Source organism: Gottfriedia acidiceleris (assembly GCF_002128425.1).
Lineage (GTDB): Bacteria > Bacillota > Bacilli > Bacillales > Bacillaceae_G > Gottfriedia > Gottfriedia acidiceleris.
In genome coordinates, this window is record NZ_NESS01000005.1 from 227,262 (window position 1) to 252,135 (window position 24,874).

22 protein-coding genes are annotated in these 24,874 nt (G+C 33.0%); all 22 read right to left on the reverse strand.

Going from position 1 to position 24,874, the window contains the following annotated elements; translation table 11 throughout:
• Window positions 1–204 precede the first annotated feature (204 nt).
• The 22 genes from B6K90_RS11690 to smc all read right to left on the reverse strand — a co-directional run bounded on the left by B6K90_RS11690 (window position 205) and on the right by smc (window position 24,862).
• Window positions 205–972 (reverse strand): FliA/WhiG family RNA polymerase sigma factor, encoded by a 768-nt coding sequence (locus B6K90_RS11690; protein ID WP_088012937.1) that lies wholly within the window; start codon window positions 970–972, stop codon window positions 205–207.
• 1,179 nt (window positions 973–2,151) lie between these two features.
• A complete protein-coding gene (gene codY / locus B6K90_RS11695) occupies window positions 2,152–2,931 on the reverse strand; it encodes a GTP-sensing pleiotropic transcriptional regulator CodY (protein WP_088012939.1) in 780 nt (259 codons plus the stop codon).
• Window positions 2,932–3,020: 89 nt separating this feature from the next.
• Complete coding sequence (gene hslU / locus B6K90_RS11700) at window positions 3,021–4,412, reverse strand: ATP-dependent protease ATPase subunit HslU (protein ID WP_088012941.1); 1,392 nt, start codon at window positions 4,410–4,412, stop codon at window positions 3,021–3,023.
• Window positions 4,413–4,423: 11 nt separating this feature from the next.
• Complete coding sequence (hslV, locus tag B6K90_RS11705; RefSeq protein ID WP_088012942.1) at window positions 4,424–4,969, reverse strand: ATP-dependent protease subunit HslV; 546 nt, start codon at window positions 4,967–4,969, stop codon at window positions 4,424–4,426.
• Between the two features lie 48 nt (window positions 4,970–5,017).
• Complete coding sequence (gene xerC / locus B6K90_RS11710; RefSeq protein ID WP_069034515.1) at window positions 5,018–5,917, reverse strand: tyrosine recombinase XerC; 900 nt, start codon at window positions 5,915–5,917, stop codon at window positions 5,018–5,020.
• Between the two features lie 64 nt (window positions 5,918–5,981).
• Window positions 5,982–7,286 (reverse strand): FADH(2)-oxidizing methylenetetrahydrofolate--tRNA-(uracil(54)-C(5))-methyltransferase TrmFO, encoded by a 1,305-nt coding sequence (trmFO, locus tag B6K90_RS11715; RefSeq protein ID WP_088012943.1) that lies wholly within the window; start codon window positions 7,284–7,286, stop codon window positions 5,982–5,984.
• Window positions 7,287–7,404: 118 nt separating this feature from the next.
• Entirely contained in the window at window positions 7,405–9,480 is a 2,076-nt protein-coding gene (gene topA, locus B6K90_RS11720) for a type I DNA topoisomerase (protein ID WP_088012945.1), read from the reverse strand.
• 258 nt (window positions 9,481–9,738) lie between these two features.
• Window positions 9,739–10,605 (reverse strand): DNA-processing protein DprA, encoded by an 867-nt coding sequence (gene dprA, locus B6K90_RS11725; RefSeq protein WP_088012947.1) that lies wholly within the window; start codon window positions 10,603–10,605, stop codon window positions 9,739–9,741.
• Between the two features lie 59 nt (window positions 10,606–10,664).
• Window positions 10,665–11,579 (reverse strand): succinate--CoA ligase subunit alpha, encoded by a 915-nt coding sequence (gene sucD, locus B6K90_RS11730; RefSeq protein ID WP_088012949.1) that lies wholly within the window; start codon window positions 11,577–11,579, stop codon window positions 10,665–10,667.
• 16 nt (window positions 11,580–11,595) lie between these two features.
• Window positions 11,596–12,756 (reverse strand): ADP-forming succinate--CoA ligase subunit beta, encoded by a 1,161-nt coding sequence (gene sucC, locus B6K90_RS11735; protein ID WP_088012950.1) that lies wholly within the window; start codon window positions 12,754–12,756, stop codon window positions 11,596–11,598.
• 376 nt (window positions 12,757–13,132) lie between these two features.
• The gene (locus B6K90_RS11740; RefSeq protein ID WP_088012951.1) at window positions 13,133–13,912 is read right to left on the reverse strand and encodes a ribonuclease HII; all 780 of its coding nucleotides are present in this window, start codon (window positions 13,910–13,912) and stop codon (window positions 13,133–13,135) included.
• 70 nt (window positions 13,913–13,982) lie between these two features.
• On the reverse strand, window positions 13,983–14,882 hold the full coding sequence (gene ylqF / locus B6K90_RS11745; protein WP_088012952.1) for a ribosome biogenesis GTPase YlqF: 900 nt from the start codon (window positions 14,880–14,882) through the stop codon (window positions 13,983–13,985).
• Between the two features lie 45 nt (window positions 14,883–14,927).
• Complete coding sequence (gene lepB / locus B6K90_RS11750) at window positions 14,928–15,482, reverse strand: signal peptidase I (protein WP_056470894.1); 555 nt, start codon at window positions 15,480–15,482, stop codon at window positions 14,928–14,930.
• Window positions 15,483–15,637: 155 nt separating this feature from the next.
• On the reverse strand, window positions 15,638–15,982 hold the full coding sequence (rplS, locus tag B6K90_RS11755) for a 50S ribosomal protein L19 (protein WP_088012954.1): 345 nt from the start codon (window positions 15,980–15,982) through the stop codon (window positions 15,638–15,640).
• A gap of 130 nt (window positions 15,983–16,112) precedes the next feature.
• The gene (trmD, locus tag B6K90_RS11760; RefSeq protein WP_088013106.1) at window positions 16,113–16,859 is read right to left on the reverse strand and encodes a tRNA (guanosine(37)-N1)-methyltransferase TrmD; all 747 of its coding nucleotides are present in this window, start codon (window positions 16,857–16,859) and stop codon (window positions 16,113–16,115) included.
• The gene (rimM, locus tag B6K90_RS11765) at window positions 16,859–17,374 is read right to left on the reverse strand and encodes a ribosome maturation factor RimM (RefSeq protein WP_088012955.1); all 516 of its coding nucleotides are present in this window, start codon (window positions 17,372–17,374) and stop codon (window positions 16,859–16,861) included. The genes trmD and rimM overlap by 1 nt, the downstream gene beginning before the upstream one ends.
• Before the next feature lie 275 nt (window positions 17,375–17,649).
• The gene (locus B6K90_RS11770) at window positions 17,650–17,877 is read right to left on the reverse strand and encodes a KH domain-containing protein (protein ID WP_025569023.1); all 228 of its coding nucleotides are present in this window, start codon (window positions 17,875–17,877) and stop codon (window positions 17,650–17,652) included.
• Between the two features lie 14 nt (window positions 17,878–17,891).
• Window positions 17,892–18,164 carry a 30S ribosomal protein S16 gene (gene rpsP, locus B6K90_RS11775; protein WP_025569022.1) on the reverse strand — a complete coding sequence of 91 codons (273 nt, stop codon included), beginning with the start codon at window positions 18,162–18,164 and terminating at the stop codon, window positions 17,892–17,894.
• Window positions 18,165–18,299: 135 nt separating this feature from the next.
• A complete protein-coding gene (ffh, locus tag B6K90_RS11780; RefSeq protein ID WP_088012957.1) occupies window positions 18,300–19,643 on the reverse strand; it encodes a signal recognition particle protein in 1,344 nt (447 codons plus the stop codon).
• A 16-nt stretch (window positions 19,644–19,659) separates the two neighbouring features.
• Complete coding sequence (locus B6K90_RS11785; RefSeq protein WP_088013107.1) at window positions 19,660–19,992, reverse strand: putative DNA-binding protein; 333 nt, start codon at window positions 19,990–19,992, stop codon at window positions 19,660–19,662.
• Window positions 19,993–20,282: 290 nt separating this feature from the next.
• Window positions 20,283–21,275: a signal recognition particle-docking protein FtsY gene (ftsY, locus tag B6K90_RS11790; RefSeq protein ID WP_088012958.1), complete on the reverse strand. Its 993-nt coding sequence runs from the start codon at window positions 21,273–21,275 to the stop codon at window positions 20,283–20,285.
• 14 nt (window positions 21,276–21,289) lie between these two features.
• Complete coding sequence (smc, locus tag B6K90_RS11795; protein ID WP_088012960.1) at window positions 21,290–24,862, reverse strand: chromosome segregation protein SMC; 3,573 nt, start codon at window positions 24,860–24,862, stop codon at window positions 21,290–21,292.
• Between the last annotated feature and the right edge of the window lie 12 nt (window positions 24,863–24,874).

The window sequence follows — 24,874 nt, forward strand, 5'->3', positions numbered from 1 at the left end:
AGTATTGGGAATTTTTGTTAATTTATTCAACTAAATAGTCTTCTTCTTTATATTTTATAAAATTTAAAATTAAAAAATCGATTGCCACCTACTTATTAGTTCGTACTGTAAAAAAATGAAATTGTCAATAAAGAAAGTAATATGAGGTAATAAAATTAAAAATATCTATATAATTAAACGTAAAAATGCAAAGTATTCTATGTATTAGTTTTTACTTAAAAGGTGCTTTAATTTAAAAATTGCTTTAGTGTGGATCTGAGAAACCCTTGAAGTCGATAAATTTATAATTGTTCCAATTTCAGTTAATGTTAATCCTTCATGATAGTATAAACTTATTACTAGCTGTTCTTTCTCATTTAATTCAGTAACAATCGTCCTAGCAAGCAGCCTTATTTGTTCATCTTTCAGTAGCATTTCTTCTGGTGTTAATGTTTCGTGATCTTTAATTGTATGAATAAAATTAACTTGTCCATCACAATCATCTTTGATTTGCTCATCTACAGACAACATATTGGAGAAAAATACATCATTCATTACATTAACTACTTCTATCGAAGAATAACCAGTATACTGTGCTATTTCTTCTGGAGTAGCTTTTCGCCCGAGAGCGGGTTCTAACTTTTCAATCGCACAATCGATTTTTTTTGCTTTATCTCTAATTGATCTAGGTAACCAGTCTTCTTTTCGAAGACCATCCAATATATTACCACTTATTCTAATTGAAGCATATGTTTCAAACTTTAAATCCCTATTCGGATCGAATTTCTCTAATGCGTTATATAAACCCATCATTGCTAAACTTTGTAAATCATCTCTACAGACATTTGAAGGTAATCTTTGAGCTATACGATTTACATGGAAATGAACTAATGGCATATAAATCCGCATTAACGCATCTCCAGCTTGAAGATCATGATCTTCAATCCACTTTTTCCAATAATCTTGTGAAACATTTTTTTGAACTTGAAACACGTCTTTCACCTCGAGCGAATTACCTTATTATGTTTAATACTTGATTAACAAATTTATAAATAGTGAGTTTTCGGTGAAAATTTATTTGTATGGTCATCATTTTATAAAAGGAATTAACACATACAAAAATTTATTCCTAGGAAGTTATCAATTAAATAAGTAATATCATGTTGATTTTCACTATCTCCCACATGAATCGGGATTCTTCTTTTATTACTATTTAGCCTTTCAAATACTACGAATCTATTAATTTTATTCAACATATAGTTATGATTCATTCAAAATTGCATGGAAGTACCATGTATATGTTCAGTAGTGCATTTAAATGTAGTATGATAAACAAAAACTAAATTGATCACTTTTCTATTCCTTTTAAAAATTATATTATTAAAATCCTTTAATTTATTCTCTCATTTTTTAAAATAATGTGAAACTTTATTTAGCACAACTAATATTTCTTTAAAAGAATAAAACTTTTCTTTTTTTAAGATAATTGTTCTTATATTCCAATATTCTATTTTTAATATAATAGATTATTCTTTTGGGGTAATCTGATTTTAACTCTTATTAAAGAGATAATTTAAACAATACAAATTTTTTAATTTATACGATTAAAAAAGAACCGTCCTTTGAATAATTGTTGTTTAGTAAATTAACTATTTACGACTAAAAACCGAGGTAGATATAGAAATAGGGTAAAGGTAAAAGAAAGTTGGGTATAAAAAGACAGTAAATAACTAATTAGAATAGATCTAGACATTTTTATACTTTACTTCTTTTTCTTAGTCTTAAGGAGAGTATGAACTAGAGTGGAAATAAATTAACATATACTAATTTAACAACAATATATTTGAAAACAGCCAACAGTAAAAAATAGAAAATATTATCTAATTCCCCCCGCGAAATTGTATTCGTAAAAAACGAATAATTATTATATTTATATTCAAGTAAACATTTTTAATCATACCATAAATTTCCAATTCGTCTATACAGTTCATTTATACAATAAAAAGAAAATAGTCTTTATTTAACTAGTCTTTTTATTCTAATATAAAAATTATTTTTCTAACTAGTTTAAATTTAATGAAGACAAAAAAACCTTTTCCTAATTATTCATTAAGAAAAGGTTCAACAATCATTTTAACTATTAATCCTTCTTCAAGAAGAAATTTTTAATAATTAGTTAGATTTTAATTTCTCTAACTCTAATAAGAATTTATCATTTAGTACTTTAATATAAGTACCTTTCATTCCTAGTGATCTAGACTCGATAACGCCAGCACTTTCTAATTTACGTAGTGCATTTACGATAACTGATCTTGTAATTCCTACACGGTCAGCAATTTTACTTGCGACTAATAAACCTTCATAGCCATTTAATTCTTCAAATATATGTTCAATTGCTTCTAATTCGCTATAAGAAAGAGATGAAATAGCCATTTGTACAACAGCTTTACTTCTTGCTTCTTCTTCAATTTCTTCTGCTTTTTCACGTAGAATCTCCATACCTACTACTGTAGCGCCATATTCTGCTAAAATTAAATCATCATTTTCAAAATCTTGATTAATTCGAGCTAGAACAAGAGTACCTAAGCGCTCTCCACCACCGATAATTGGTACGATAGTTGTTAACCCGCCAGAAAATAAATCTTTATTTTCAACTGGGAATGCAGTGTGCTCACTGTTAATATCTATATTTGATGATGTTTCATTAATATTAAATAGGTTTTGTGTATATTCTTCAGGGAATTGGCGATCACTGAACATTTTTTGCATGCGCTCATTTTCGATTTTTTGGTGAAGACCGTAACCTAATAATTTCCCTTTACGACTTAAAATAAATACGTTTGATTCAATAACTTCTTCTAATGTATCTGCCATTTCTTTAAAGTTTACTGGCTTACCTGCAGATTGTTGTAATAACTTATTAATCTTTCTTGTTTTTTCTAATAATTGCATCTTTCTAAATGCCTCCTATTTAATTGTACGTTTCCTTTGAACTTCTTCTGCAATCTCATGGCTGAAATTAAAAGTGTTCTTTAGCTAAATCATAAAATGAATTGACTTATGTCTTTATCTTTTGCAATATTTGCGAGCTTTTCATTTACATATTGTGGTGTAATCTTAATTGTTCCCATTTGAATTTCAGAAGCTTCAAACGATAGATCTTCAAGAAGCTTTTCCATAATAGTATGCAATCTTCTTGCGCCTATATTGTCTGTAGTCTGATTAACTTCAAATGCTATTTCTGCTATTCTACGTATAGCATCGTCAGAAAATTCGATTTGTATACCTTCTGTAGACAATAAAGCTTTATATTGTTTAATAATTGAAAAATCAGGCTCAACTAAAATACGAACAAAATCTTCAACAGATAATTTCCCTAATTCTACACGAATTGGAAAGCGACCTTGTAGTTCAGGGATTAAATCTGACGGTTTGGAAATATGAAATGCACCAGCTGCAATAAATAGAATATGATCCGTTTTTACTGGGCCATATTTGGTTACAACAGTACTTCCTTCAACGATTGGTAAGATATCTCTTTGTACGCCCTCTCTCGAAACATCTTGAGTAGAGTTTTGCTTACTTGCAATCTTATCAATTTCATCAATGAAAATAATGCCTAATTGTTCAGCTCTATAAACTGCTTCTTGTGTTACTTCATCCATATCGATTAATTTCTGAGCTTCTTCATTCGTTAAAATCTTACGAGCTTCTTTAACAGGAAGCTTTCTTTTTTTGGTTTTCTTTGGAAATAGACTACCTAATGACTCTTGGAAGTTCATTCCCATTTGTTCCATTCCAGTTCCTTGCATAAAATCTAACATCGGAGCTTGCTGTTGCTCTACTTCAATTGACACAAGATCTTCTTCTAGTTTTCCAGATAATAGTTGAAATTCTATATTTCTTCTTTTAGATGTTAATTCTGTATCATTCTCTTCTTGCTCAGCATTCGAGTTTTGCGAATCTTGATTAAAAAGCATCTCAAGTGGGTTTTTAAATGAAGCTTGTTTTTTCGTACTTGGTACCAGAAGTTTTACTAATCTTTGATTAGCATTTTTTTCAGCTTGATCTTTCACCTTATTCATACGCTCTTCTTTTACAATTCGAATAGAAGTTTGGACTAAATCGCGAACCATTGATTCTACATCTCTACCAACATATCCAACTTCTGTAAATTTAGTAGCTTCAACTTTAATAAATGGAGCACCAACTAGTTTTGCCATCCTTCTAGCAATTTCAGTTTTACCAACACCTGTTGGTCCAATCATTAAAATATTTTTTGGTGAAATTTCTTCACGGAATGACTCTTCAAGTAAACTTCTACGATATCGATTTCTGAGTGCAATTGCTACTGCTTTTTTCGCTTGTTGCTGTCCAACAATATATTGATCAAGTTTTTCAACAATTTGACGAGGCGTGAAAGAAGTACTCATAATACACTCTCCTATTCTAATTCTTCTAAAATTATATTTCCGTTCGTATACACACAAATATCACTTGCAGTTTTTAAACTAGCATATGCGATTTGTTTTGCTGAAAGATTTTCCCCTGCGTTTTCCTTTAGTGCACGGCCTGCTGCAAGAGCGTAATTCCCCCCAGAACCGATTGCAAGAATTCCATCGTCAGGTTCGATTACTTCACCAGTACCAGAAATTAATAATAATGAATTATGATCCATTACGATTAGTAATGCTTCAAGTTTATGTAATACTCGATCTGTTCTCCATTTTTTTGCTAATTCAACAGCAGCTCTTTGAATATTACCATTATATTCAACTAACTTGCCCTCAAAAAGTTCGAATAAAGTAAATGCATCTGCAACAGATCCTGCAAAACCAGCTAAAACCTTTCCATTAAAAAGCTTTCTAACTTTTCTTGCAGTATGCTTCATTACTACTGCATTTCCAAATGTTACTTGGCCATCACCAGCCATGGCACTTTTTCCATTGTGTCTGATTGCGAAAATCGTTGTAGCATGAAAATTGGACATTTGAATCCTCCTTAGAAATGTCGATTAATTTCTAAAATTGAGCTCTTTTTATGCTCTAGGATGATGTAAATTGTATACTTTTTGTAATCTTTCCTTCGTTACATGTGTATAGATTTGAGTAGATGATAAATTCTCATGTCCAAGTAATTCTTGAACACTTCGAATATCAGCACCGTTATCAAGCATATGCGTAGCAAAGGTGTGCCTTAACATATGTGGATAGATTTTATTAGTCAACGAAGTATCTTTGATCATTTTTTCTAATATACCACGGACACCTCTTGCCGTAAGTTTTGTACCACGGTGATTCAAAAAAAGATCGTCATTCATTTGCTTGTTAGCTACTATCAGTCTATTTCGGCCATCTTCTATATATGTATGAAGAGCTTTTTCTGCATAACTGCCAAAGGGAATATACCGCTGTTTATTCCCTTTGCCTGTTACTAAAATAGTCCCAATTTGAAAATCTATGTCTTTTAATTTCAAATTACAGCATTCGCTTACTCGGATTCCGGTAGCATATAGCAATTCTAATAGAGCTTGATTTCTTTGTCCAAGTTCCGTATCTAGATCGCTAATCTTAAATAGTTTTTCAAGTTCTTCCTTGTATAAAAATCTTGGTATCATAGTTTCTTTTTTAGGAAGTGACGCTAATACAAAAGGATTCTCTTTTGCTTCATTTTCTCTCATAAGAAAACGATAGAAACTTCTTAAACAAGAAATATGCTTTGAGACTGTACGTCTTGATAGCTGTTTGTCATGCAAAGTTGTTAAATAGAGACGAACATCAGAATAAGTAACTGAAGAAAATGAAATAATGGATTGTTGCTCCATAAAAACTAGAAATTGTTCAACAATTTTTTTATAACTATTTAATGTGTATTGTGAAGAGTTTTTCTCTAATTGTAAATACTGAATGAATAATTGACACAATATTTTAATATTCAAGGTAATTTCTCCTCACAAGCCACTACATACTAACATATTAAGTAGCTATTTGCAATTTATTTTCTTAACATTCTACAAAATTCATAATTGATTCTAATGCACGGTTTGCGTAAGCTTCATATCGTTCTTGTTTTCTTTTAATTTTCACATCAAGTCTAGGGAAAAGACCGAAGTTCGCATTCATAGGTTGGAAGTGTTTTTCACTTGTTGTCGTTATATAATTAGCCATACTTCCAATTGCAGTTTCTGCTGGGAATACGACTAAATCTTTCTCCATTACGAATCTAGCTGCATTTATTCCTGCTACTAAACCAGATGCTGCAGATTCTACATAACCTTCGACTCCAGTCATTTGACCTGCAAAGAATAAATCCTTGCGACCTTTAAAACGATATGTTGCCTCTAATAGTTTCGGTGAATTTATAAACGTATTACGATGCATTACACCATAACGTACAATTTCAGCATTCTCTAAACCTGGTATTAATTGTAGTACTTCTTTTTGAGGTCCCCATTTTAAATGCGTTTGGAATCCTACTATATTATATAAAGTTCCAGCACTATCATCTTGACGTAGTTGTACAACTGCATGTGGCGTCTTACCAGTCTTTGGATCCTCTAAGCCTACTGGTTTCATTGGCCCAAATAATAACGTTTGTTTTCCACGTTTAGCCATAACTTCTACTGGCATACATCCCTCAAAGAAAATCTCTTTTTCAAATTCTTTTAAAGGAACTGTTTCTGCTGTAGTTAATGCTTCATAAAAACGATCAAATTCTTCTTCTGTCATCGGGCAATTTAAGTAAGCTGCTTCACCTTTATCATATCTAGATTTTAAATATACTTTATTTAAATCAATACTTTCTTTTTCTACTATAGGAGCCGCTGCATCATAAAAATAGAAATAATCTTCACCCGTTAATTCTTTTAATTGCTGTGAAAGCTCAGGTGATGTTAAAGGTCCTGTTGCGATTACTGTTGGTCCTTCAGGAATTTTAGTCATTTCTTCGTTATGCACAGTTACATTTGGATGATTTTTCACATACTCAGTTACACGGCTTGCAAACTCATGTCGGTCTACAGCTAATGCCCCACCTGCAGGTACAGCACACTCATCAGCAGAACGAATAATAACTGAATCTAATCTTCTCATTTCCTCTTTTAATACACCTACAGCGTTTGTTAATGTGTTCGCTCTTAGTGAATTACTACAAACTAACTCGGCAAACTTGTCAGTATGATGAGCTGGTGTTTGTCTAACTGGTCTCATTTCGTATAAATGTACTTTAATTCCTCTTTTTGCAATTTGGTAAGCGGCCTCGCTTCCTGCTAAACCTGCTCCGATTACATTAATAAATTGTTCTTTCATTGATAACTCCTTCTACGCTGATTCAATCTACATTACGTAATAATATTTTATAATTTTTTTCTTAAAGATTTCTTAATCAAAAGTTGATATGAAAAGTAAAAGTGAGCAAATTAATTGCTCACACTTGTTGATCCTCTTTGTAGTCACATGATACACATTGAACTTGAATACCTTTTTTCATTTTCTTTTCAACTAATAAGCTATCACATTTCGGACATGGTCTTGCGATTGGCTTATCCCATGATAAGAATTCACATTCAGGATAATTCGTGCATCCATAGAATATTCGATTCTTTTTCGATTTACGTTCAATAATATTACCATCTTTACATGTAGGACATTTAACCCCAATATCTTTTACGATTGCTTTTGTATTTCTGCATTCTGGAAAGTTTGAGCATGCCATAAACTTTCCGTATCTACCCATTTTAAAAACCATTGGGTTTCCACATACTTCACAGTCTTCACCAGCAGGTTCATCTCTGATTTCAACTTTTTGCATTTCTTTCTCAGCTATTTCTAAGTGCTTCTCAAAACCTCTATAAAATTGATCAATGATTTGAATCCAGTTCACATTGCCGTCTTCAATTTTATCAAGGTCACCTTCCATTTGAACCGTAAACTCAATATTAATTACTTCTGGGAAAAACTCAACTACTAAATCAAATACTATTTGACCTAGTTCAGTAGGTACAAATCGTTTATTATCTAATGAAACATATCCACGTTTTTGAATCGTTTCTAACGTTGGTACATATGTTGATGGTCGACCAATTCCTAACTCTTCAAGAGTTTTTACTAATCTTGCTTCCGTGTAACGTGGTGGAGGTTGTGTAAAATGTTGTTCAGGTAATATATCTTCTAATTTAACCTTTTCACCTTCAGCTAACGGTGGTAGAATGCGATCCTTTTCTTCTGTGCCATCATCATTACTTTCTATATATACCTTCATAAAGCCTGGGAATTTAACTACTGAGCCATTTGCTCTAAATATTACATCATTATTAATTAAGTCAACTTTAACGGTATCTAGTACTGCAGATGCCATCTGACTAGCAACAAATCGTTCCCATATTAATTTATAAAGTCGATATTGATCACGGCTTACATGTGCTTTGATTGTATCAGGCGAACGTAAAGTGGACGTCGGTCTAATTGCTTCGTGTGCATCCTGTACTTTTTCTGATTTTTTTTCATTTTTTTTAGTTGTAGCAACAAAATCAGCACCATATGTATCAATTATATAAGATTTTGCTTCCTCAGCGGCAACATCGGATATTCTAGTCGAGTCAGTTCTCATATATGTGATTAATCCGACTTGTCCTCCACTACCTAGGGAAATTCCTTCATATAATTGCTGAGCAATCATCATCGTTTTCTTTGCACGCATATTTAATTTTCTAGCTGCTTCCTGCTGTAGTAAGGAAGTAGTAAAAGCAGTTGCTGGATTACGTTTACGTTCTTTTCTCGTTACGCTTTGAACTTCAAAGTGTTCACCTTTAATTTGTGATAAAACATTTTTCACATCAGTTTCAGAATTCAATTCTACTTTTTTACCATTAACTCCGTAAAAAGATGTATCAAATGTTTCTTTCTTTGTTATAGCTTTACTTTTGATTGTCCAATATTCTTCAGGTTGGAAGATTTCAATCTCTTTTTCTCGTTCGATGATCAATCTTAAAGCGACAGATTGAACTCGACCAGCGCTTAAGCCCTTTTTCACTTTCTTCCATAGTAATGGGCTTATGTTATACCCTACTAAACGATCTAGGACACGTCTCGCTTGCTGAGCGTCTACTAAATTCATATTAATTGGTCTAGGCTTTTTAAAAGACTCTTTAATAGCATCTTTTGTAATTTCATTAAACACTACACGACAATCCGATGATGTATCGATATTTAGTGTATTCGCAATATGCCATGCTATTGCTTCACCTTCGCGATCTGGATCGGCTGCTAGATAGATTTTTTTTGCTTTTTTTGCAGCAGATCTTAAATCCTTTAAAACTGGACCTTTTCCACGGATTGTTATGTATTTTGGATTGTAATCGTTTTCTATTTCAATCCCCATCTGGCTTTTAGGTAGATCTCGAACATGTCCCATTGATGCGATTACTTTGAATTTTTTACCTAAATACTTTTCTATTGTTTTAGCCTTTGAAGGGGACTCCACTATAACTAAATTTTCTGCCATCTTTTAAGCCTCCCGAGAGTTTCCTATTCATTACTCTCTGTATTCCTTATTTCTTTCTTTTATTCTTATGTATTCTCAAATAGATTCATAATAAGAAGAGTTCAATTTATATTTTTGATTTTCCTTCATACAATTTCAAATTGTATAGTTTATTCTATACATTAGTCAAATTTTATTTAGATATAAAATAACACAAGTCGCATTAGTATTGTCAATATTTTGTAATATAAACATATTTTTTTATTTTTTAGTATATTCCTAAAATTCCTCTAAAATATCATTTGTACATGTAATTAATTTCGCTCCATCCTGTATTAATCGATGATTTCCTTTATATTCTTCCATTATAATCGGACCTGGCACTGCAAATACCTCTCTATTATATTGAATTGCAAAATTTGCAGTAATCATCGTCCCACTATTCTCTTTTGCCTCTAAAACGATTAAACCTTTTGATAAACCTGCAATAATTCTATTTCTTCTAGGAAAGTATCTTTTTTCTGGTTTAATATAATATGGATATTCGCTAATAACTAAATGATTTAAAGATATTTCATTAAATAAGTTACGGTTTTCTTTCGGATATATATAGTCTAACCCACATCCTATAACTGCAATCGTTGTTCCATTATGTACAATAGCAGATTTATGTGCAATGGAATCGCATCCGGATGCCATTCCACTTACAATAACACAATTTTCCATAATCAGCCCTAATATTATTGAATCACATATAATTTTCGCAAATAAAGATGGTTTTCTAGCACCAATTATACTCATCATAAATTGTTTATTAAGGATATTTTGATTACCTTTTAAGTATAAAACAAACGGAGGGTCACATATTTCTCTTAACAATTCAGGATATAAATCATCATAAATAGTAATAATTTTAATATTTTTTTTATAGTTTTCTTTTAAAATATCAAAAATGGAAGTTGAATGAAGTTGATCATATAGCTTTTCTGCGGCTTTAGAAGTCATTTGAAAAGTAGTTTTAAATGTAGAAGGTGAATATTGATAGAGGTTTTCTAAATTTGGATCATAGAGAAGAATTTTCTTGATTGCTTGATAGTTTTCAAATAAAAAATGATGCAAATGTATAAGTCGAATTTTCTTTTTCATGTACTATCCTTTCTTATAAGAAAGTAGCCTCCTAATGAAGGCTACTTATTTAATCATTCTTATACTAAAGCTTCATGTGTCTTACATTGTTCATATAATCCACGCTCTTTTAATACACCAATTAAAGTTTCGCCCATTACTGCAGGAGTAAGTGCAACTTTAATGCCACAGCTTTCCATTGTAGCCATTTTTTCTTTAGCAGTACCTTTACCGCCTGCGATGATCGCACCAGCATGTCCCATACGTTTACCTTCTGGAGCTGTTTGACCACCAATGAATCCTACTACTGGTTTCGCCATATTAGCTTGTACCCACTCAGCAGCTTCTTCTTCTGCAGTTCCACCGATTTCACCAATCATAATAACTGCATAAGTTTCTGGATCTTCATTGAATGCTTTTAATACATCGATGAAGTTTGTTCCATTTACAGGGTCTCCACCAATACCTACAGCTGTAGATTGACCAATACCAGCTTGAGTTAATTGATGTACAGCTTCATATGTTAATGTACCAGAACGTGATACGATTCCTACATGACCTTTTTTATGGATGTAACCAGGCATGATACCAATTTTACACTCATCTGGAGTGATAACACCAGGGCAGTTAGGACCAACTAATCTAGTCTTTTTGCCTTCCATGTACTTTTTAACTTTTACCATATCAAGTACTGGAATACCTTCTGTAATACAAATTGCGATATCTAATTCTGCATCAACTGCTTCCATGATTGCATCAGCAGCAAATGCTGGTGGTACGTAGATTACAGATGCATTAGCACCAGTAGCTTCAACTGCATCTTTAACTGTATTGAATACAGGTACGCCAGCAATGTCAGTTCCACCTTTACCAGGAGTTACACCACCAACGATTTTAGTACCATACTCTAACATTTGAGTTGTATGGAATAAGCCTTGTGAACCAGTAATACCTTGTACAATGACTTTTGTATCTTTATTAATGAATACGCTCATTTTTATCCTCCCTTTCTTAGCCTACAAGTGCAACGATTTTTTCAGCGCCATCAGCCATTGAATCTGCTGCAACAATGTTTAAGCCTGACTCATTAAGAATCTTCTTACCTAATTCAACATTCGTTCCTTCTAAACGAACTACTAAAGGTAAGTGTAAACCAACTTGTTTAGTTGCTTCGATTACACCTTCAGCAATAACATCACACTTCATGATGCCACCGAAGATATTAACGAAAATCCCTTTAACATTTTGGTCAGAAAGGATGATTTTAAACGCTTCTGTAACTTTCTCAGCAGTAGCACCGCCCCCTACATCAAGGAAGTTAGCCGGATCTCCACCGTAGTGTTTAATGATATCCATTGTAGCCATTGCTAGACCTGCACCGTTAACCATGCATCCGATATTTCCGTATAAAGAAATATAGTTTAAGTCATACTTAGAAGCTTCGATTTCTTTTGGATCTTCTTCTTCTAAGTCACGGTAAGCTAAAATGTCTGCATGACGATATAAAGCATTTGAGTCAAAGTTTAACTTTGCATCTAATGCCATTACTTCTCCATCACCTGTAACTACTAATGGGTTAATTTCAGCGATTGAGCAATCTTTTTCGATAAACGCAGTATATAAGCCCATCATGAACTTAACAGCTTTGTTTACTAAGTTGCTTGGAATGTTGATATCAAACGCAATACGACGAGCTTGGAAGCCTTGTAGACCTACTGCTGGATCAATATACTCTTTAAAGATTTTTTCAGGTGTTTTTTCTGCTACTTCTTCAATTTCAGTTCCACCTTCTTCAGAAGCCATTAATACAACTTGTGAAGTAGCGCGGTCTAAAACTAAACCAACATAATATTCTTTTTTAATATCGCAGCCTTCTTCGATAAGTAAGCGCTTAACTTCCTTACCTTCTGGTCCAGTTTGATGAGTAACTAATACTTTACCTAGTATTTCACTAGCATATGTATTTACTTCATCTAAATTTTTCGCTACTTTTACGCCACCCGCTTTACCGCGGCCACCAGCGTGAATTTGAGCTTTTACTACACATACAGCTGTACCTAATTCTTTAGCTGCTTCTACTGCTTCTTCAACTGTGAATGCAACTTTACCGTTTGGTACTTTTACGCCATAGCTTCGTAGGATTTCTTTCCCTTGATACTCATGGATATTCATGATCCATCCTCCCCTTTTAGAACAAGACAAATTAAAACACATCCCTATTGTATCTCTTACAGAATATACTGTAAATACTTTAGTAGAAAAGAATTTAATATTCTATGTTTTTATATAGAAAACCCTTTCAGATACAATAGTTAATGTAGTTTATCATATTACAATATTATTTTTCCAATAATTTATCCTTACCCATAAGATAACGTTATAAAAATAGATTAACGACAGTTTTAAGAATTTTTGGATGTGTAGTTTACATCATTTCTATTTATTAATTCATTTATCTACCGAAGTATAAATTAAGTATGTATTTTTAAACGTCGTTAATCTATTCTATTTACTCTACCTCACTAAATTGATGTAATCTAACTACCCATTATTTTAACAATAAAACCTTTTCTTTTATTGGTGCAAATGATCTTCGGTGTTCATTAATAATTCCATGCTCATCGATCGCTTGTAGATGTTCCTTTGTTCCATATCCCATATGCTTTTCAAATCCGTAGTTTGGATGCTTTAGACTAAGTTCGTACATTAAAGAATCCCTTGTTTCTTTTGCAAGTACGGATGCAGCTGCTATACTGATGCTTGTTGCATCACCCTTAATGATTGAAGTTTGAGTAATATCCAGCGGAAGTTTCATTGCATCGATTAATAAATGTTCAGGCGAATGAGTAAGTTGTTCAATTGCGCGTCTCATTGCTAATTTAGTTGCTTCGTAAATATTAATTTCATCTATTTCAGTTGAACTGGCCATACCAACTCCATAAGAAATTGCTTCTTCTTTGATTCGCTTTACGAAATACTGTCGCTTCTCTTTAGATAATTTTTTTGAATCATCTAATCCAATTAGCTCTGTATTTTCCGCTAATATTACTGCCGCTGCTACAACAGGACCAGCTAGTGGACCTCTACCGACTTCATCTACTCCTGCGATTAATTTTATATTTTGCTTATAAAGATTCTGTTCATATTCCATCATTTTAAAGAATTTTTCCCTAGCTAAATCTCTTTTTTCTTGTTCCCTATACCATTTAGCAACAAGCTTTTGCACACCAATTCTCTGGTCACTTTCGAATTCTTTTAAGAGTTCATTAGTTGGGTCAGTTAATTCACTTAGTATATTTTTTATTTCATCTATTTTCAGAGACATTATTTAGAACTCCTTTTATATACATGATCAGTTTGTTCCATATAAATTTTCATTAAAAAAGAAGAAAGTACGCTTAATCTTGCGCACTTTCTTCTAATATTTCATCAGTCACTTCAAGCATTGATGGATTCTCGAAAGTTAATCTTCCTAATTTCCCCGCTCTTAGCTCGCGTAAAAATAAATCAGATGTTTTATCATAATCTATTATTCCGCCCGACATAAGTAATCCACGTTTCTTTCCAATATGATCAAAAATATCTACAACTTCTTCTGAGAATAAAACTTCCTCATTCATGTCATATCTTTCTTTTAATACATTTGGATAAAATTCTCTTAAATATTTAATCGCATAGATCATTACTTCTTGTAGGTTGATGATACTATCTTTAATTGCTCCTGTAGTTGCTAATCGAAGACCTACAAGTTGATCTTCAAATTTAGGCCACAATATACCTGGTGTATCAAGCAGTTCAATTTCTTTTCCTACTTTTATCCACTGCTGCGCTTGCGTTACGCCCGGACGATCACCAGTTTTAGCAATATTTTTTCGTGCGAGTTTATTGATTAAAGTCGATTTACCAACATTTGGGATCCCAACAATTAATGCTCGAATTGCGCGAGGTTTAATCCCTTTGGATCTCATTTTATCAAACTTCTCTTTCACAAGTATTTCACAAGAAGAAATAATTGCTTTTAACCCTTGTCCAGATGCTGCATCAATAGCAATTGCCATTACGCCTTGTTTTTCATAATGTGCTAACCATTGCTGAGTAATTCTTGGATCTGCTAAATCCGCTTTATTTAACAAAAGCAATCTTGGTTTATTTGAAATTATTTCATCGATCATTGGATTTCTAGAAGCTGCAGGTACCCTTGCATCCGCTAATTCAATTACAACATCAATTAATGAAAGTTTTTCAGTAACTTGTCTTCTAGCTTTTGCCATATGGCCAGGAAACCATTGAATCGTCATGTTGCCACCTTCTTATAAATTAAATAATCAAGATTAATATGGCTTTTATTTTGCCATTTCAACCTCAGATAACGGCCAAAATACAAAACTTGCTCGGCCTAAAATTTCTTTTTGACTGACTGTTCCGATAATACGACTATCTTTACTTAATCGACGATTATCACCTAAAACGAATACTTGTCCTTTAGGTACAGTTTTTCTACCAGTAATCTCTTCTAACTTAAAGTCTTCAGTTAGAGGACCATCTGTCGTTTCTTTTTTATATTCGTTCAAATACGGTTCTTTATATGGTTTACCATTAACATATAGGACATCATTTCTATATTCTACAGTGTCACCTGGTAATCCAATAACTCGTTTAATATAATCTTTTTCCTTTGTAGCATGGAAGACTACGATATCAAAACGTCTAGGTTCATGTAGTTTGTATACGATCTTATTTACAATCATTCTACTTTGATCTTGTAATGTTGGCATCATTGAGATACCGTCAACTAAAACCGGTGTAAAAAGGAATGTTCGAATACCAAGTGCAAGTACAAGCGCAATAAAAATTGTTTTAACTAATTCCCAAATTCCACCACTATTGCTTTCTTTCAACCTAATCCCTCCATTTTATAACCTTACGTTTTGCAGTTATAACCAGTTTAAGTTAATAACTTTATTTATGTATTCTATTTTACTTTTTATTATATCCATAATCTACAAATATTGGAAAAAAAGGAGCTTGTTTAATACAAGCTCCTTTCAAAAGACTATCGAAGTTCTTTAATTCTTGCTTTTTTACCAGTAAGTGCACGTAGGTAGTAAAGTTTAGCACGACGTACTTTACCGCGACGAACAACGTCTAATTTAGCAATTTTTGGAGTGTGAACTGGGAACGTACGCTCAACACCAACTCCGTAAGAAATTTTACGAACTGTGAAAGTTTCGCTAATTCCGCCACCACGACGTTTAATAACTACACCTTCGAATAATTGGATACGCTCACGAGTACCCTCAACAACTTTAACGTGAACTCGTACAGTATCACCAGGACGGAAAGACGGTAAGTCAGTTCTAAGTTGTTCTTTTGTAATTTCGTTGATTAAATTTTGCATAATTTATGCTCTCCTTTTCCAACCGATGCTCTTACAAGATTTAATGACTCGCAGCGGAACACCGAGAATAAAGGCTTAAGTATTTACTCAAGCCACAAGTTATATTAACATATTCTATTAATGCACGCAACTAGTTTTCTTGTTTTAATTCTTCTTTTACTTGATCCATCCATTTTGACTCTTTTTTAGAAAAAGAATAGTTTTCGAGTAAATCTGGTCGACGCGTTATCGTGCGTTTAAATGATTGTTTTGTTCGCCATTCTTCGATTAGAGCATGATTTCCTGATAATAAAACATCTGGTACTTTATGGCCTCTAAATTCAGCAGGTCTCGTGTAATGAGGATGCTCTAATAAACCTGTACTAAATGAATCTTCAATTTTTGAAGTAGTATTACCTAGTACCCCAGGTAATAAACGAACAACGCTATCAGCAATTACCATAGCACCAAGTTCTCCACCAGTTAATACATAATCACCAATTGAAATTTCATCCGTCACTACATGTTCACGAATTCGCTCATCATAGCCTTCATAATGTCCACAAATAAAGATTAAGTGCTCCTCTTTTGCAAGCTCTTCAGCTTTACGTTGATTAAATCGCTCTCCTTGAGGGCAAAGAAGGACTACTCTTGGCTTATTTTCACTTTTAGATACTAATTCATCTACAGCATCAAATATCGGTTGTGGGGCTAGTACCATGCCTGCGCCGCCACCATATGGATAGTCATCAACACTTGAATGTTTATTCGTAGAAAAATCTCTAAAATTCACACAGCGAAACTTAACAGCCTCTTTTTCTTGTGCTTTTTTTAAAATAGAAGAATTTAAAACTCCTTCAAACATTTCTGGGAAAAGGGTTAAAAAATCTAATTTCATCATAACAAGCCTTCCATTACTTCGATTTTAACTTTTTTATTCATTACATCTATTTCTTTCACAATTTGCTCAATATAAGGAATAAGTGCATCTTTTTGACCTTTTCTTTGTATAACCCAAACATCATTTGCACCTGGAGACAATATTTCTTTTATTTTTCCGATTTCTTCTCCATCAATTGTCTCAACAACACAACCAATTATTTCATGATAATAGTACTCATTTTTATCTAGTTCATGTAATTGATCTTCAGTAATCTTTAAAATCCCATTTTTCAGTGGCTCTACAGAGTTTAATGACTCATACCCTTCAAATGTAAGTAAATCAAAATTTTTATGTACGCGGTGACTTGTTACTTTTAATTCAATTGGTGTTGATTCGTTTTCTTTAAAGAAATATAGCGTATTACCTTTTGCGTAACGTTTTTCTGGAAAATCAGTTCTTGAAATAACACGAACCTCTCCTCGAACTCCATGTGTATTTACAATTTTTCCGACATTTAAATATTTTTTCATTCTATTACCTCTATATTAATTTTTCATATGTTCATTATTAGTTTGACCATTTAGGTTATATATATGTCTATTTGGACTCCCACTGTTAAAACAGCTTGGCTATATGTCAAGTATAGCATAATTCTTGATCACTAAGGCGTGAAAAGCTATCTCTTGCCTGAATGAACTTTTATCTTATTCATAAAAAGTGCTATCACACTATGCGGGCTTTCTTTGTGGAGAAAACTCTGTAATGTTGAAAACGGCCCTTAGCTATAGCCAAGGACCGTTTTACATTACTGAATATCTAAGTGAATACGTTTTGCGTGTTCATTACTTGCTGCATATACAACCGTACGAATCGCTTTAGCAATTTTACCATGTTTGCCAATCACTCTACCAGCATCTTCAGGGTTTACCTGTAAATGAAAGAATAGATTGTTCTCATCTTCTTTTACTTGAAGTGAAATATCCTCTGGATGATCTACAAGACTTGAAACAATTGCATTTATGAGTGTATTCATCTTTTTTTCCATAATTACTTGCCGTTGCGAGCGTTGTGGAATTTCTCTAAGATACCAGCTTTAGAGAATAAGTTACGAACTGTATCAGATGGTTTAGCACCTGTTCCTAACCATTTTAATGCTGCTTCTTCGTTAATTTTGATTTCAGCTGGTTGAGCAACTGGATTATAAGTTCCAATTTCCTCGATGAAACGTCCATCACGAGGAGAACGAGCGTCTGCTACTACTACACGGTAAAAAGGAGATTTTTTTGCTCCCATACGTTTTAAACGAATTTTAACTGCCATTTTTAAAGCACCTCCGAAAATATTTACAACGATTTATATATTATCAAAAACCAATACTGTTTGTAAAGTAAAATTTCTTAACAGCATAATTTTTTATTAAATGATGTTTAAATGCTGGAAAATTATGCAAATAGATTAGAATAAGCCCGGAAATTTGAAACCTTTCTTCTTCCCTTTTTGCATGCCACCCATCATTTTCATCATTTTTTTCATTTCTTCAAACTGTTTTAATAAACGGTTTATTTCTTGTACAGGGCGACCAGAACCTTTCGCTATTCGCTTTCTGCGACTAGAGTTAATAATATCTGGTGTAAGCTTTTCCTGTTTTGTCATCGATTGAATAATTGCTTCTACATGAGCGATTTGTTTATCGTCAATTTGCACATCATTCAATCCTTTAATTTTGTTAGCACCTGGCATCATTTTTAAAATATCACCAAGTGGGCCCATTTTTTTAACTTGAGAAAGTTGGTCTAAGAAATCATCTAAAGTAAAAGATGCATTTCTTAATTTTTGTTCCATTTCTTTTGCTTTTTCTTGGTCTACGTTTTCTTGTGCCTTTTCAATTAAAGTAAGCACATCACCCATTCCTAGAATACGTGATGCCATTCGCTCTGGATGGAACGGCTCAATTGCATCTAGTTTTTCACCAAGTCCAACAAATTTAATTGGAGTATTTGTAACTGCACGAATTGATAATGCTGCACCACCACGAGTATCGCCATCAAGCTTCGTCAGAACAACTCCAGTTAAACCTAATTGATCATTAAAGCTTTGTGCCACATTGACTGCATCTTGTCCTGTCATTGCATCAACAACTAGGAAGATTTCTTCAGGTTTTGAAAGTTCTTTAATTTGTGCAAGTTCTTCCATTAAACCTTCGTCAATATGTAAACGACCTGCAGTATCAATTAGGACATAGTCATGATGTTCATCCTTAGCGTGTTGAATCGCTTGTTTCGCAATTTCAACTGGACTTACTTGATCACCTAATGAAAATACTGGCAAATCTAATTGTTTACCTAATGTTTGAAGCTGTTTAATCGCGGCAGGACGATAAATATCTGCTGCAACTAAAAGCGGCTTACGATTGTACTTTTTTCGAAGTAAATTTGCTAACTTACCTGTCGTTGTTGTTTTACCAGCACCTTGTAAACCTACCATCATAATAACAGTCGGTGGGCGATTTGCAACAGCAATTTTGCTTTGTTCTCCACCCATTAATGCTGTTAGTTCTTCTTGAACAACTTTTACAACATGTTGGCCAGGCGTTAAGCTTTGTAATACTTCTTGTCCAACAGCTCGTTCAGAAACACGTTTCACAAAATCTTTAACAACTTTAAAGTTAACATCCGCTTCAAGTAAAGCAAGACGTACTTCTCTCATCATTTCCTTGACATCAGATTCAGATACTTTACCTTTGCCTCGAACCTTTTGTAATGTCTTTTGAAGTCGGTCGGCTAATCCTTCAAATGCCATAAAACCGTCCTCCTTATTATTCTAATTTCTCTAACGCTTCGATCACTCGAAGTAACTCGTCATCTACAACTTTACCTTGTTTGGCATAAGTTTTCAATTGATTTAAAAGTTCATTTCGTTGTTGAAATTTTTTTAGAAGTAATAATTTCTCTTCATATTCTTCTAACATCGTTTCAGTACGTTTTATATTATCATAAACCGCCTGTCTACTAATGTTAAACTCTTCCGCAATCTCACCTAAAGAATAGTCATCCAAATAATATAATGACATATAGCTTTGTTGTTTAGGAGTTAAAAGAGATTGATAAAAATCATATAGATAATTGATTCTCATCGTCTTATCTAACATTGTATGATCTGCCAAAATTATCACTCCTTTGTTAAGTGAATTGCCTTTACATATGCTAGTTTACCTAATACATATATATCTGTCAAGTTTTTTACTTGACGATTAATAAAAAATAAACCCACTAAATTAAATTGAACTTTATCATTATTGACTTAGCTTAAAAAAGGGAGAATTCACTTTTTTTGTAAGTTAATTTCCATTATCGAATGCTTGTCGATTCCCTCTATTCACATTAGTAAAAAAAGTGGATATGTCTTTCTATTTAAACATATCCACTTTATTTCTTTTAATTATGCTTCTTTATTCATTAAGTCCCCAAATAGGCCATATACAAATTGTTCTGCTTGGAATGGTTGTAGGTCATCCATTTTTTCTCCAAGACCGACGAATTTTACTGGTACTTTTAGTTCGTTTCGAATTGCTAAAACAATACCACCTTTAGCCGTACCGTCTAGTTTCGTTAAAACGATGCCAGAGACATTTGTTGCTTCGGAGAATGTTTTTGCTTGAACAAGACCATTTTGTCCTGTTGTTGCATCAATTACTAATAATACTTCGTGTGGTGCGCCAGGTACTTCTCTAGCAATAACATTACGTACTTTTTCAAGTTCTTTCATTAAGTTTACTTTATTTTGCAAACGACCAGCTGTGTCACAAAGTAATACATCTACTTTACGAGCTTTTGCAGCTTGAACCGCATCATACATTACTGCAGCTGGATCTGAACCTTCACCTTGCTTAATTGTGTCAACACCAACACGCTCGCCCCAAACTTCTAATTGATCAATAGCTCCGGCTCTAAATGTGTCACCAGCAGCAAGTAGTACTTTTTTACCTTCAGTTTTTAGTTTATGAGCGATTTTACCAATCGAAGTTGTTTTTCCTACTCCATTAACTCCAACGAATAAAACAACTGTTAAACCATCTGGGTTTAGATTAAGCTCAAATGAATCATCAGTTAAATCATCACCTTTATACAATTCAACTAATTTTTCAGAAATGACCTCTTGTACATCTTTTGGGTCTTGAATATTTTTTCGTTTTACTTCAAATTTCAATTCCTCTACTAGTTCCATTACTGTGTTTACACCAACATCAGCCATAATTAATATTTCTTCAAGTTCTTCAAAAAAATCTTCATCTACTTTACGGTATCTTGCAAATAAATCGTTTAATCCTTCTGTAAGGTTATTCCTAGATTTTTCTAATCCAGATTTAAATTTTTGAGTTACTGACTCCGTTTGCTTTGAGATTGTTTCTTTTAATTTCTTAAAAAAGCTCATAATTTCAATCCTTTCTAATTACCATTCGATAATAATGCTTCGCCTTCATCCAAACGAACTGATACTAGTGTAGAAACTCCATATTCTTGCATCGTAACACCATATAATACATCACATTCTTCCATTGTTCCTTTACGGTGTGTAATAACAATAAATTGAGTTTGTTCACTAAAATATTTTAAGAATTTTGCAAATCGAGCTACATTGGCCTCATCTAGTGCAGCTTCTACCTCATCAAGTACACAGAAAGGCACTGGACGCACTTGTAGAATCGCAAAAAGTAGTGCGATTGCCGTAAGCGCTCGTTCTCCTCCTGATAATAAGCCTAAATTTTGAAGCTTTTTACCTGGTGGCTGTGCAACAATATCGACACCTGTTAACAATAAATTTTCTTCATCCGTTAGAACTAAATCAGCTCTTCCTCCACCAAACAACTGTGTAAAGACGACTTGGAATTTTTCTCGAATTGCACTAAAACTCGTTTCGAAACGTTTTGTCATTTCTTCATCCATCTCACTTATTACATTGTAAAGTGTGATTTTTGCTTCATTCAAATCAGTTCTTTGCTCTTGAAGAAAATCATGACGTTCAGATACTCGTTCATACTCATCAATTGCACCAATATTTACTGTTCCTAACTCATCGATTGAACGTTTTAATAGTTTAACTCGTTTCCTTGCATCATCAACAGTCATTTCTAGTTTATATTTCATTTTTGCTGCTTCGTAAGTAGTCATATACTTTACATTCAATTGTTCTAGACGATTTTCAAGCTCTACATCAAGTCGATTACTATTTACTTCTTGCTGTTTTAGTAAATCAGAAAGCGATTTATATTGACGTTGCTTTTCACGTAATGATTGAACATAATCTTCTAGCTCTGTTTGATAAGCAATTCGTTGCTCTCGGCGTTTAGAAATAATTTCCGTCGTTTTTGAAAATTCAATGCGCGTATCAGAAATTATTTTTTCGAGCTCTTCCTTACCATTTTCATTTGTCATAAGTTCACTAGATAAGAAAATTATTTTTTCCTTCGTTTCTTCAAGAATTTGCTTTTGTTTTATAGAATTTTCTTCATATTGTCGAATTCTTTCATTACTATAACTTAACTTTTGCTCTTCTTGTGCGAGAGAAATTTTCAGACTAGTTAACTTGGATTGTAATTCATCTTTAATTTCCTTTTGATTTAGTTTTCGTTCAGTTAATTCGTTTATTTTTTGCTCTTTTGAGATAATCTCATATTTCACATTAGCATCTAATGACGATAATTCCTCTAAACGGTCTTTAACCTTTAATAAATCACTAGCTGAACTTCCCATTTCTAAATCATAGATTGCTAAAGCATCGTTTATATTTTTTTCTTCAAATTCGATGCTTTTTAGTTGTTCCATAATCGAAACAATTAATTGCTTAACTTTTTGAATTTCATCATTTAATGTTTTAGCTTCTGAAGAACTTTCTTCATTTGTAGCTTTAAGGATTTGAACCTCACTCTCAAGAGAGTTAGTCTTTTCCTGCATATCCTTTAGCTTTACGGTGATCTCTTCTAACTCTCGTTGTCTTCCAATAAGTGAAGAACTCGTTGTTCGAACTGCCCCACCAGTCATCGCTCCACCAGGATTAACTACATCACCTTCAAGCGTGACAAAGCGATAGCGATGTCCAACGAGTTTAGCTAGTTCATTTGCACTTTTTAAATCTTGTGCGATTAAAACCGTACCAAGTAAGTTTTGGATTACTTGCTCATACTCGCTTGAATAACTAACAAGTGAAGATGCAACACCAATAAAGGAAGGATTTCTTTTTAATCCTTCAATGACATTAGCTGGTACAAAACGAGCTTTAACAATATTCATTGGTAAAAATGTAGCTCGGCCTAGTCGTTGCTGCTTTAAAAATTGAATTGCTCTTCTAGCATGCTCGTCATTTTGAACTACAATTTGTTGTGTAGCTGCTCCTAATGCAATTTCAATCGCAATTTCATACTGTTTGTTTGTTGTAATAAGTTCAGCAATTGCACCTTTAATACCTTCTAGTCTCGTGCCTCTTGCTTTCAAAATTTCTTTTACACCTTGATTAAAACCAGCAAAATCTTCTTGTAGCTCTTCTAGAGTTTCTTTTCTTGATCTTGTTTGTTGAATAAACTGATAAGCTTTATTTAGTAATTCTTCTTTTTCTTTTAATACTACTGAAGTTTCATCAAGTTGTTTATTCAGAGATTCAAATTTTTCACTTAACTTTTTAAATGTTAAATCAAACTGTTCTTTCTCATTAAGTAATTCAGTTTTTCTATGCTGTAATTGCTCTCTTTGACGAATGTATTTTTCATTTTCTAAATCTAATCGACTTGATTTTACTGAGTATTGTTCGCTTTGCTTTTCAAGCATCGTTTTTTCATTTTTAATAGATGCTTGATTATTTAAAAGCTCAATATAATCAGATTTTATTATTTCGATTTGTTCTTCAATATCACCCTCATAAGAGGTAATCTCGTTTTGGATTTCAACAATATTTGTTTTCGTTTTATTTACATTTTGACGAGAAAATTTTTCTTGTTCTTTTTCAACTTCGATCAATTTATTAATCTCGTTTATTTGTTCAGTCACTTCATCAACTTGTTTTCTTAATTGTTCAGATTGAGTTGAAGTATTTCTTTTACGCTCCTTCATTAGCTCTTTCTGACCTTCATATTTTTCCAAGTTTTTTGTAACGGTTAATAAAACTTGCTGCAATTGATCAATTGATTCATCTAACGCATTTAATTTCTCTTGTAAATCGTGTTGTTTTGATTCTTCAGTTGAAATCTCTGTCGATAACGCAATTTCGAAATCAGAGTTTTGAGCAATTTCTTGTTTAAGCTCTTCCCATTTCTGGTGTAGCGATTCAATTTCGTATACTAATAGAGCTGCCTCTACTTTTTCTAACTCATCTCTATGTTCTATGTATTCCTTTGCAATAGAAGCTTGCATTCTTAATGGTTCAATTTGAGCGCTTAACTCAAATAAAATATCATCAACTCGATTTAAGTTTTCTTGCGTTTCGAATAATTTTGCTTCAGCCTTTTTCTTTCGGTTTTTATACTTTAATACTCCGGCTGCTTCTTCAAAAATCCCTCTTCGTTCTTCAGGCTTACTGCTTAATATTTCTTCAACCTTTCCTTGAGAAATAATAGAGAATGCCTCTCTTCCAAGCCCAGAATCCATAAATAAATCAACAATATCTTTTAACCGACAAGATTGTTTATTAATATAAAAATCACTATCTCCAGAACGGTATACTCGTCTAGTTACACTTACTTCACTAAACTCAAGTGGTAATTGTTGATCTTCATTATCCAAAGTCAGCGTAACTTCTGCATAATTTAAAGGTTTTCTTCCATCACTTCCAGCAAAAATGATATCTTCCATTTTTGCTCCTCGTAATGATTTGACTGACTGTTCGCCTAGTACCCATCTAATGGCATCAGTAATATTACTTTTACCACTTCCATTTGGTCCTACAACTGCTGTAACACCTTTTACAAAATCTATCGTAACTCGCTGAGCGAATGATTTAAATCCAATTATATCTAGTCGTTTGAGGAACAACTGAATTCCCCC

Bases quoted from the DNA above. Each gene is read 5' to 3' on its own strand.
- codY (WP_088012939.1), bottom strand. From the start codon at position 2,931: ATGCAATTATTAGAAAAAACAAGAAAGATTAATAAGTTATTACAACAA.
- hslU (WP_088012941.1), bottom strand. From the start codon at position 4,412: ATGAGTACTTCTTTCACGCCTCGTCAAATTGTTGAAAAACTTGATCAA.
- hslV (WP_088012942.1), bottom strand. From the start codon at position 4,969: ATGTCCAATTTTCATGCTACAACGATTTTCGCAATCAGACACAATGGA.
- trmFO (WP_088012943.1), bottom strand. From the start codon at position 7,286: ATGAAAGAACAATTTATTAATGTAATCGGAGCAGGTTTAGCAGGAAGC.
- topA (WP_088012945.1), bottom strand. From the start codon at position 9,480: ATGGCAGAAAATTTAGTTATAGTGGAGTCCCCTTCAAAGGCTAAAACA.
- dprA (WP_088012947.1), bottom strand. From the start codon at position 10,605: ATGAAAAAGAAAATTCGACTTATACATTTGCATCATTTTTTATTTGAA.
- sucD (WP_088012949.1), bottom strand. From the start codon at position 11,579: ATGAGCGTATTCATTAATAAAGATACAAAAGTCATTGTACAAGGTATT.
- sucC (WP_088012950.1), bottom strand. From the start codon at position 12,756: ATGAATATCCATGAGTATCAAGGGAAAGAAATCCTACGAAGCTATGGC.
- ylqF (WP_088012952.1), bottom strand. From the start codon at position 14,882: ATGACGATTCAATGGTTTCCTGGCCATATGGCAAAAGCTAGAAGACAA.
- rplS (WP_088012954.1), bottom strand. From the start codon at position 15,982: ATGCAAAATTTAATCAACGAAATTACAAAAGAACAACTTAGAACTGAC.
- trmD (WP_088013106.1), bottom strand. From the start codon at position 16,859: ATGAAATTAGATTTTTTAACCCTTTTCCCAGAAATGTTTGAAGGAGTT.
- rimM (WP_088012955.1), bottom strand. From the start codon at position 17,374: ATGAAAAAATATTTAAATGTCGGAAAAATTGTAAATACACATGGAGTT.
- B6K90_RS11770 (WP_025569023.1), bottom strand. From the start codon at position 17,877: ATGAATACACTCATAAATGCAATTGTTTCAAGTCTTGTAGATCATCCA.
- rpsP (WP_025569022.1), bottom strand. From the start codon at position 18,164: ATGGCAGTTAAAATTCGTTTAAAACGTATGGGAGCAAAAAAATCTCCT.
- ffh (WP_088012957.1), bottom strand. From the start codon at position 19,643: ATGGCATTTGAAGGATTAGCCGACCGACTTCAAAAGACATTACAAAAG.
- B6K90_RS11785 (WP_088013107.1), bottom strand. From the start codon at position 19,992: ATGTTAGATAAGACGATGAGAATCAATTATCTATATGATTTTTATCAA.
- ftsY (WP_088012958.1), bottom strand. From the start codon at position 21,275: ATGAGCTTTTTTAAGAAATTAAAAGAAACAATCTCAAAGCAAACGGAG.